Origin of the sequence: Streptomyces spiramenti, assembly GCF_012034385.1 — a bacterium.
Lineage (GTDB): Bacteria > Actinomycetota > Actinomycetes > Streptomycetales > Streptomycetaceae > Streptomyces > Streptomyces spiramenti.
This window is the reverse complement of the sequence record NZ_JAAVJB010000191.1, coordinates 1-10081: the sequence shown is the minus strand read 5'-3', so window position 1 is coordinate 10081 and position 10081 is coordinate 1. Positions and strand designations below refer to the sequence as shown.

Annotated in this window: 6 protein-coding genes; all 6 read right to left on the bottom strand. The window is 72.7% G+C overall.

Annotated elements, in window-relative coordinates; genetic code table 11:
• Positions 1–27: 27 nt before the first annotated feature.
• Complete coding sequence (locus HCJ92_RS18760) at positions 28–3315, bottom strand: S8 family serine peptidase (RefSeq protein WP_167934782.1); 3288 nt, start codon at positions 3313–3315, stop codon at positions 28–30.
• A gap of 431 nt (positions 3316–3746) precedes the next feature.
• Positions 3747–7052, bottom strand: a complete 3306-nt coding sequence (locus tag HCJ92_RS18755; RefSeq protein ID WP_167934781.1) for a S8 family serine peptidase — start codon at positions 7050–7052, stop codon at positions 3747–3749.
• A 604-nt stretch (positions 7053–7656) separates the two neighbouring features.
• Positions 7657–7779 carry a morphogenic membrane protein MmpB gene (gene mmpB / locus HCJ92_RS25430; RefSeq protein WP_275942320.1) on the bottom strand — a complete coding sequence of 41 codons (123 nt, stop codon included), beginning with the start codon at positions 7777–7779 and terminating at the stop codon, positions 7657–7659.
• Between the two features lie 116 nt (positions 7780–7895).
• On the bottom strand, positions 7896–8150 hold the full coding sequence (locus tag HCJ92_RS18750) for an acyl-CoA carboxylase epsilon subunit (RefSeq protein WP_167934780.1): 255 nt from the start codon (positions 8148–8150) through the stop codon (positions 7896–7898).
• A gap of 96 nt (positions 8151–8246) precedes the next feature.
• On the bottom strand, positions 8247–9848 hold the full coding sequence (locus HCJ92_RS18745) for a carboxyl transferase domain-containing protein (RefSeq protein ID WP_167934783.1): 1602 nt from the start codon (positions 9846–9848) through the stop codon (positions 8247–8249).
• Between the two features lie 90 nt (positions 9849–9938).
• Positions 9939–10073, bottom strand: a complete 135-nt coding sequence (locus HCJ92_RS25425; protein WP_338054254.1) for a hypothetical protein — start codon at positions 10071–10073, stop codon at positions 9939–9941.
• Positions 10074–10081 lie beyond the last annotated feature (8 nt).

Below are 10081 nucleotides of genomic sequence, written 5' to 3'. Positions count from 1 at the left end.
GGGCCGGTCACCGGCCCGCCCACCGGGTCACTTCGTGAGGTAGGCGTCGATGATGGTCTGGACGGAGCGGTTGCCGTCGGCGTCCTCGGCGGTGGCGCGCAGCGAGACGGAGCCGCCGGCGGCGGGGTTGTGGACGTGGACGAGGTCGCCGGTGTCCTTGGTGTGGACCGTGAGCTCCTCCCAGCTCTCGCCGTGGTCGAAGGAGGCTTCGACGGTGAGGAAGGCGGCCTCGCCGCCGGTCACGGTCAGCGGGACCGTCTGCTTCTTCTTGGCCGGTGCGGTGCTGTCCAGGGCGAGGTCGGGGGAGTACCGGACGGCGAGCGGCCCGGCGATCTGCTCGAACTCCTCGCTGGGCGAGGCGGTGAAGGTGTAGTCGACCGTCACCTCGGTACTGACCGTGGTGTAGCCGTAATGGCCGCGCTCCGCGGTGCTGACCAGGCGGTACTCCGCCTCACCCTCCGGGAGGCGGACCCCGACGCCCTCCGCCGGCTGGTCGAACTCGGCGAGCACCTCACCGTCACGGTAGAGGGTGCTCGAACCGTCGGTGACCGCACCGCCCGTGTTTCCCGCCCCGTCGGTGAAGTGGGAGACCTGGCCGATCAGATGCCCCGCACGCTGGAAGACGCCCGACTCCTCGTCGGCCGTGGGCCCGAACACCCCGACGTTCAGGGTCTTCTCGTACTTCTCCCCGCCGACCACCGTGTCACGCGGCGTCAGGTAGGTCGCGACCCCGTCGCCCTCGGCGTCGTACTGGAAGAGGATGAGTCCCCACGCGGAGCTCGCCTGCACCCGCAGGACCGCCTCTGCCGGCAGGTCGAGCAGGGTGGACCCGGTGATGAAGCCGGTCTCGGGCAGTGCGGCGAGCTCGCCGCTGACGCCCGGTGCCGCGCCGCCGACACGGGCGGTCAGCTCGGCCATGTCCCCGATGGCCGGGCGGTTGACGAGCCCGGTGGGCCAGCCCTCGCCCTCCGCATGGAGGTAGGAGACGCCGCCGTCGGTGTCCGCGTGCGCGGAGGTGAACCGGTGCAGCAGCTCGATGCCCTCCCTCGCGTCGGCCAGGGACAGGGTCCGGAGGTCGCCGCTGTCCGCTGGGAAGAAGTTCCCCTGCCAGACGTTCAGTTCGGTCGCGGGGTTGGTGACGTCCCAACTGGTGACGAGGGCCAACGGTTCCGTGGCACCCGGGGCCGCGAAGTCGACCGCGCGGGCGTCGGTGAGGTCGACGTCCACGGTGGTGTCGGACGAAAGGCCCAGCGAGGGGTGTATCGCGAGGTCCGCGCCGGCGTCTTCGTCCTCGTAACCGTTCTCCACCTGGAGGAAGTACTCGCCTTCGGGGAGCCTCGCGGTGAACGACCCGTCGACGGCCTCGCCCCAGACGAGCTCGGCCTGGTCCAGGTCGAACAACAGGATGTCGGAGTACTCGGGCGTCAGCCCCTCGCGGCCGGTGATGTCGAGGGTGAGGTCGAAGTACTCGGGTTCGAGTTCGACGGTTCCGGCGGCGCGGACCTGCTGGTCGTCGCCGGTCGCGGTGATGAAGACGCCGTAGTCGCCGACATCGCCGCCGGCGGCGGCCGGGACCGCGGTGACCCCGACGGTGGCCTCGCCCCCGGCGGGGACGGTCACGGTGTCGTCGGTGATCTCGAACGTGCCGTCCGCGGCGGCGCCTTCGGGGCCGGTGGTGGCGAGCGCCAGATCGAGGGTGATGTCGGTGTCGCCGGCGTTGTGGTAGGTCAACGTGCGGCTGATGGGGTCGGCCTGCTCACTGGGGTACTCGACGGTGCCGAAGTCGAGGGTGGTGGTGTCGGTGGTGACGGTCTGGGTGAGGGCGCGTTCGACGTCCAGGCGGCCGGTGCCCTGCTGGGTGGGGGCGGGGCCGTCGAGGGCGGCTGTGGAGCTGGTCAGGGCGTTCTTGAGCTGTTCGCCGGTCCAGTCGGGGTTGGCCTGGGCGAGGATGGCCGCGGCGCCTGCGACGTGCGGGGCGGCCATCGAGGTGCCGGAGATCGCGGCGTACCCGTCGGCGACCGGGGTCCCCACCCGGTCGATGAAGCTGCCCTCGACGACGGCCGCGCCGATGTCCGAACCGGGTGCGGTGATCTCGGGCTTCAGCGCGCCGTCGGCGGTGCGCGGGCCCACCGAGGAGAAGTCGGAGATCTCGTCGACCTTGTCCACCGAGCCGACCGTCAGCGCCGAGTCCGCGACGCCGGGCGTGCCGATGGTCCTCGCCGCGGGACCGTCGTTCCCGGCGGCGATCACGAAGAGCACGTCGGTCTCGGCCGAGATGCGGTCGACGGCGTCCGCCATCGGGTCCGGGCCGTGTGTCACGGCTCCGCCGAGGCTCATGTTGATGATGTCGGCGCCGGAGTCGGCGGCCCACTCCATGCCCTCGATGATCCACGACTCCAGGCCCTCGCCGTTGTCGTTGAGGACCTTGCCGTTGAGAAGGTCGGCGCCGGGGGCGACGCCGCGGTAGGTGCCGTCGGAGCGGGCGCCGGTGCCGGCGGCGATGGAGGCGACGTGGGTGCCGTGGCCGTCGACGTCGTCGGTGCTCTCCGCGTCGGTGAAGTTCTCGGCGAGCTTGACCTTGTCCTCGAAGTCGCCGTGGTCGGCGGCGATGCCGGTGTCGAGGACCGCGATGGTGGTGCCGGTGCCGTCCAGCCCCTCCGCCCAGGCGGCGGGGGCGCCGATCTGCGCCGTGCTGGTGTCGAGGGTGCTCTGCACGACCCTGTCGAGGGAGACGGCCGCGATGCCGGGGGCCGCCGCGAGGACCGAGCCCCCCGCCGCCGCCGTGTCGGTGAGGGTCTCCCAGACCGAGGCGCCGCTCTCCTCGGAGAGGGTGAGGGCGTCGGCGTCCACGACGTCCAGTGCGGAGCGCAGCTCGACGTCGGGTTCGGCGCGGAGCTCGGAGCGGGTGGCGGTCCGCCCGTCCTCGTAGCCGACGATCAACGGTGTGCCGGCGAACCGGTCGTACTGCGGGCGCGACAGCTCGCCGACATCGAACAGGGTGCGGTCCAGCGTTCCGTCGGCGATGAGCGCGACGGCGTCGCGCGGCACGACCAACGTGGCCTCGCCCGTCTCCAGGACCCGCACGGGGACGTCCTCGCGGCCGGGCGCGGGATGGACGGCGGCCACGCTGCCGTCCGCCCGCAGGGTCACGCGGTCCCCGGTGAGGAGGGTGACCACGTGGCCGGATCCGGAGGCCGGGGCGTCGCCGGGTCCGCCCCGCCCGCCGGACGCGGCGGACGCCCCTCCGAGCCCCGCGGTGAGGGCCAGTGTCACCGCACTCGCAGTGACCGCTGTCACCGTTCTGTTTCGTCGCATGCTCAACTCGGCTCCCTGAAGCACAGGTTGATGTGAGCAGAAGGGGGGTGCCCTCGTCTGCGCGGTGGAACATACCGAGTATGGATGCCACTGCGCCAGAGGGGGGTGGTCGTGGTCGTGGAGGGATTGACGTCCTCCGTGGTGCCGGTGTGGGACGGGTTCTCTGCGCGTTCTTTCAGACACTCCGCGGTCGGTCGTCGGGACCCCGCGGCCCGGTCGTTCTGCCGCCCGAGGAGGCGCGACGGGTACGGCGCGCGGTGGTCGGGGATGGCCGCGGTTGCGTCGGGACCGGCGGAAAAGCGACGGCGGCGCGGGTGGTGCGCCGGGTGCTGCGGCGGCTTCCCGATGCCGTCGGCGGCCGTCGATGTGGCGTAGATCACTGCTACCGGGACCCCGGTGCGGACGGGGTTCGTCCGCACCGGGATCGGGTGTCAGCGGGTCAGGTAGGCGTCGATGATGGTCTGGACGGAGCGGTTGCCGTCGGCGTCCTCGGCGGTGGCGCGGAGGGAGACGGAGCCGCCGGCGGCGGGGTTGTGGACGTACACGAGGTCGCCGGTGTCCTTGGTGTGGACCTTGAGCTCCTCCCAGCTCTCGCCGCGGTCGAAGGAGGCCTCGACGGTGAGGAAGGCGGCCTCGCCACCGGTGACGGTGAGCGGGACGGTGAGCTTCTTCTTGGCGGGCGCGGTGCTGTCCAGGGCGAGGTCGGGGGAGTACCGGACGGCCAGCGGCCCGGTGATCTGCTCGAACTCTTCGCTCGGCGCTGCCGTGAAGGTGTAGTCGACGGTCACCTCGGTGCTCACCGCGGCATAGCCCAGGTCGTGGCGGTCGGCGGTGCTGACCAGGCGGTACTCCGCCTCGCCCTCGGGGATACGCTCCGCCACGTACTCGGCGGACTCGTCGAGCTCGGCGAGCACCTCACCGTCGCGGTAGAGCGTGCCTGACCCCTCGTTGGCTGCTGCTCCCCAGCGGCCGACCGGTTCCACGAAGTGGGGGACATGCGCCAGCAGGTAGCCCCTTTCCAGGAAGACGCCCAGACCGTCGTCGACCATCGGTCCGAACACCCCCACGTTCACGGTCCGCGCGTGGGAGCTGCCGGGCTCCAGCGACGTGGGTGGCGTCACAGACGTGGCCACGTAGTCGCCGTCCGCCGTGAACTGCGCGAACTCCACGAACCAGTCGGTGGCCGCGGCCTGGAGCTGAAGCGTCACGTCACCGGGGAGGTCGACGACGGGGCCGAGGGGCGCCATCTCGTCTCCCGCGCCTGCGGCCACGCTCCCGAGCGTGCCGGGCACAGAGGCGCCCGCCGAGACCACCATCTCGGCCATCTCGGCCGCCGATGCGTGGTTGACCAGCCCGGTGGGGAAGCCCTCGCCGGCGCTGTGCAGGTACGAGGCGCTGTTCTCGCTCGCCGGGTGGAACGTGGTGAACGCGTGGGTGAGGTCGATCGCCGGTGACGCCTCGCCGAGGGACAGGGTGCTGATGCCCTCCGGGAGCCCGGGGAAGTAGAAGCCGGACTCGAAGCCCTGACCGTTCTCGTGCCTGATGGAGTAGCTGCCGACCAGCTCGTCGAGGGCCGACCCGTCCGGCGCGACGAAGTCGATCGGGCGCGCCTCGGCGAACGCCACCTCGACGGTGATGTCCTCGGTCACGGTGAGGCCGGGGTGCAGCGCGAGGTCCAGACCGGTCCACTCGCCGTCCGACTCGTAGTCGGCGTACGCCTCGACCACGTACTCGCCCTCGGTGACGCGCTGCTGGACGACGCCGTCCTCGGCCAGGCCCCAGAAGAACTGACCCGTGGTGAGGTCCACTCCGAAGACCGAGCCGAACGGGGCGGCCTCGCCGTCGCGGCCGGTGATGTCGACGGTGAGGTCGAAGAGCTCCGGTTCGAGTTCGATGGTTCCGGCGGCGCGGACCTGCTGGTCGTCGCCGGTCGCAGTGACGAAGACGCCGTAGTGGCCGGTCTCGCCACCCGCGACGCCCGGGGTCGCGGTGACCTCGACCGATGCCTCGCCGCCGGCGGGGACGGTCAGGGTCTCCTCGGTGGCGGTGAACATGCCGTCAGGGGCGGTGCCGTCGGGGCCGGTGGTGGTGAGCGCCAGATCAAGGGTGACGGCGTCGTCGCCCGCGTTGCGGTAGGTGAGTTCGCGGGCGACCGGGTCGGCCTGGTCGCTCGGGTACTCCACCGCGCCGAAGTCCAGGGTGCTGGTGTCGGCGGTCACGGTCTGGGTGAGGGCGCGTTCGACGTCGAGCCGGCCGGTGCCCTGCTCGATCGGTGCCGGGCCGTCGAGAGCGGCGGTGGCACTGGTCAGCGCGGTCTTGAGCTGCTCGCCGGTCCAGTCGGGGTTGGCCTGGGCCAGGATCGCCGCCGCGCCCGCCACGTGGGGTGCGGCCATGGAGGTGCCGTCGATGGCGGCGTAGCCGTCGGCGACCGGGGTGCCGATCAGGTCGATGTAGCTGCCCTCGACGACGGCCGCGCCGATGTCCGAGCCGGGCGCGGTGATCTCCGGCTTCAGGGCGCCGCCGGTGATCCGGGGCCCGATTCCGGAGAACTCCGAGATCTCGTCGTCCTTGGTGACCGAGCCGACGGTGAGGGCGGCGTCGGCGACACCCGGGGAGTCGATGGTCCCGTTGCTCGGGCCGGAGTTGCCGGCGGCGATCACGAAGAGCACGTCGGTCTCGGCCGAGATGCGGTCGACGGCGTCGGCCATCGGGTCGGGGCCCAGGGACGGCGGGCCCCCGAGGCTCATGTTGATGACGTCGGCGCCGGAGTCGGCGGCCCACTCCATGCCCTCGATGATCCACGACTCCATTCCGGAACCGTCGTCGTCGAGGACCTTGCCGTTGATCAGGTCGGCGCCGGGGGCGACGCCGCGGTAGGTGCCGTCGGAGCGGGCGCCGGTGCCGGCGGCGATGGAGGCGACGTGGGTGCCGTGACCGAACGGGTCGTCGGTGTCCGCCGCGTCGGTGAAGTTCTCGGCGAGCTTGACCTTGTCCTCGAAGTCGCCGTGGTCGGCGGAGATCCCGGTGTCGAGGACCGCGATGGTGGTGCCGGTGCCGTCCAGCCCCTCCGCCCAGGCGGCGGGGGCGCCGACCTGCGCGGTGCTCGTGTCGAGGCTGCTCTGCACGATCCGGTCGAGGGAGACGGCCGCGATGCCGGGGGCCGCCGCGAGGACCGAGCCCCCCGCCGCCGCTGTCTCGGTGAGGGTCTCCCAGACCGAGGCGCCGCTCTCCTCGGAGAGGGTGAGGGCGTCGGCGTCCACGACGTCCAGTGCGGAGCGCAGCTCGACGTCGGGTTCGGCGCGGAGCTCGGAGCGGGTGGCGGTCCGCCCGTCCTCGTAGCCGACGATCAACGGTGTGCCGGCGAACCGGTCGTACTGCGGGCGCGACAGCTCGCCGACATCGAACAGGGTGCGGTCCAGCGTTCCGTCGGCGATGAGGGCGACGGCGTCGCGCGGCACGACCAACGTGGCCTCGCCCGTCTCCAGGACCCGCACGGGGACGTCCTCGCGGCCGGGCGCCGGGTGAATCGACGCCACCGTGCCGTCCGCCGCCAGAACGACCCGGTCGCCGGTGAGGAGGGTGACGGCGCCGCCCTCCGCGGGTACGCCCACCGGCGCTCCTCCCGCCGCGCCGGGCGGTGCGGCGGCAGCGCCCCCACCGAGGCCGGCGGCCAGTGCCACGGCTATGGCCGAGGCGGTGGCCGCCACCGCTGCCCTTCTCTTCTTCGTGCTCAACATGCCCCCAGGCTGTTGTGGTTGACCCACGGACGGCATGGTCGCCGACCGCGGCGCCGGTGAACATACCGAGTATGAAAAGTCGCGACCAGGGCGTCCCCGACCGCAGCGTCGGCGGCGACCGACAAGGGGGCGGCGGGGGTTTTGCTGAGCGGGGGAGGGGTACCGGCCGCCGCTCACAGGCGGAGAGTTCGGTTCCGGATCAGGCGGGCGCCCGGAGGGGTCGTCGAGACCCGTCGGGTCGCCGCGCGTGGTGGGGCGCCCGGAGCGTGCTGCGGAGCGGGGCATTCCGCGGTCGCGTCGGTGCGCCGGGCGCGGCGGTCACGGGAGTGACGTCGTCGCCGGACACCGGTGGGGGCGACGGGCCGAACCGCGTCGCCCCGGGCGGTGCGCGTGGCCGGAAGCGGCGGCGGGTGGTGTATGTCACATCTGTCAGGTCGGGTGCGGCCCCGGCCGGTGCGGGCGTGACCGGGCCCGGGGGACAGGCCGACCGGCGGCGCCCGGGGCCGGGCCCGGTGCGACGATGCCCGCCGGGCGCCGATACGACCCGAATCGGCGGACAGGCCCTACCGGCCGACTCGACGGTCGTCGCGCGCCGAAGGGGCGGTCAGACGAGCAGCAGCGCCACCACAGCCGTGGCCGCGGCGATGAGCCACACCGCGCGGCGCAGACGCTGCCGCAGCGAGCGCTCCCGCTCGTCGGGGTCGTCGTGCAGGTCGTGCCAGAGCATGCTGCCGACGATGCCAGCGGCGGCGCGGTCGCGCCTGAGTACGCGTACTCAGATCCGTGGCCGCCGCAACCGGGCCGCCGCAACCGGGCCGCCCGGCACCGTGGTCCGCATCGGCGTCAGGCGGGCCAGTGGCTGGTGCGCCAGGTGTCCGGCCCGGGAGAGGCCGCCGCGCCCGGCACGGTGAGCGAGGGCGCGCCCCAGGCGGACACGGCGACCGGACCGTCCGCGCCGCCCGGCGCCGTCGCCAGTCGGGCCCGCACCACGGCGAGCGCCGCGGCCAGTTCCTCCGGGGTCGGGTTCCCCCGGACCACCCGGATGGTCCCCGGTTCGGCGCCGTCCTCCCGTGTCCGCTGTCCGTCCGTCGCCGCCATCGCCGCCACCGCCTTCCTGCCGCCCTGCCTGGTCTGCCGTCTCCCGCTCGGCCGGTCACCGCGGCGACCGGGGCACCCGGCCGCCGCGGCTCCCGCTCAGAGCGGGATGTTGCCGTGCTTCTTCGGCGGGAGCTTCTCCCGCTTGGTCCGCAGCTGGCGCAGGCCGCGCGCCACCTGCCGACGGGTGTCCGACGGCATGATCACCGCGTCCACGTAGCCGCGCTCGGCCGCCGCGTACGGGTTGAGCAGCGCGTCCTCGTACTCCTGCGTGAGCTGCGCCCGCAGCGCCTCGCGCTCCGCGTCGTCCGCCACCGCGGCGAGCCGCCGGCGGTGCAGGATGTTGACGGCGCCCTGGGCACCCATCACCGCGACCTGCGCCGTCGGCCAGGCCAGGTTGAGGTCCGCCCCCAGGTGCTTGGAGCCCATCACGTCGTAGGCGCCGCCGAACGCCTTGCGGGTGATGACGGTGATCAGTGGCACCGTCGCCTCCGCGTACGCGTAGATCAGCTTGGCGCCGCGCCGGATGATCCCGCCGTACTCCTGGTCGGTGCCGGGGAGGAACCCGGGCACGTCCACGAAGGTCAGCACCGGGATGTTGTAGGCGTCGCAGGTCCGCACGAACCGCGCCGCCTTCTCCGAGGCGTCGATGTCCAGGCAACCCGCCAACTGCATCGGCTGGTTGGCGACCACGCCCACCGAACGGCCCTCCACCCGACCGAAACCGGTGAGGATGTTCGGCGCGAACAGCGGCTGTGTCTCCAGGAAGTCGCCGTCGTCCAGGACGTGTTCGATCACCTGGTGCATGTCGTACGGCTGGTTGGCGGAGTCCGGGACGATCGTGTCCAGCTCCCGGTCTGCCGCCGTCACCTCCGGCTCGGACTCCTCCGGGTACGCCGGGGCCTCGGAGAGGTTGTTGGACGGCAGGTAGGACAGCAGCGCCTTCACGTAGTCGACGGCGTCCTTCTCGTCGCCCGCCATGTAGTGCGCCACACCCGAGGTGGTGTTGTGGGTCCGTGCGCCGCCCAGGTCCTCGAAGCCGACGTCCTCACCCGTGACCGTCCGGATCACGTCCGGCCCGGTGATGAACATGTGCGACGTCTTGTCGACCATGACCGTGAAGTCGGTGATGGCGGGCGAGTAGACGGCGCCACCGGCGCACGGGCCCACGATCAGGGAGATCTGCGGCACCACCCCGGAGGCGTGCACGTTGCGCCGGAAGATCTCGGCGAACAGCCCGAGGGCGACGACGCCCTCCTGGATCCGGGCGCCGCCCCCGTCGTTGATCCCGACGACCGGACAGCCCGTGCGGAGCGCGAAGTCCATGACCTTGACGATCTTCTCGCCGTAGACCTCGCCCAGCGACCCGCCGAAGACGGTGAAGTCCTGGGAGTAGACGCAGACCGGGCGCCCGTCCACCGTGCCGTAACCGGTGACCACGCCGTCGCCGTACGGCCGGTTCGCCTCGATGCCGAAGCTCACCGAGCGGTGGCGGGCGAACTCGTCCAGCTCGGTGAAGGACCCCTCGTCCAGCAGCAGGTCGACACGTTCGCGTGCCGTGAGCTTGCCCTTGGCGTGCTGCCGCTCCACCGCCCGCGCCGACCCGGCGTGCACCGCCTCCTCGGACCGGCGGCGGAAGTCCGCCAGCTTGCCCGCCGTGGTGTGGGGCGCCGCCTCCCGCGCCTCCGCGGCGGCGTCCACCGCGGCGTCGCTCGCCGGGACGGAACGGTTCTCCTGGTCGCGCACGGCTGCGGCTCCTACTCGTCATCGGGTTGGCTACCGATGCGTAGGTTAACGGCGGACGCCGCCGAACCACAGTGCGGCGTCGACCACAACCGCGCTCCGGCCGAGCAGCGCCACCCGCATCCCGGCCCCCGCCAGGCGATGGGCCAGCGCCGCTCCGACCCCCCGAGCCGCGCCGGTCACCACTGCGA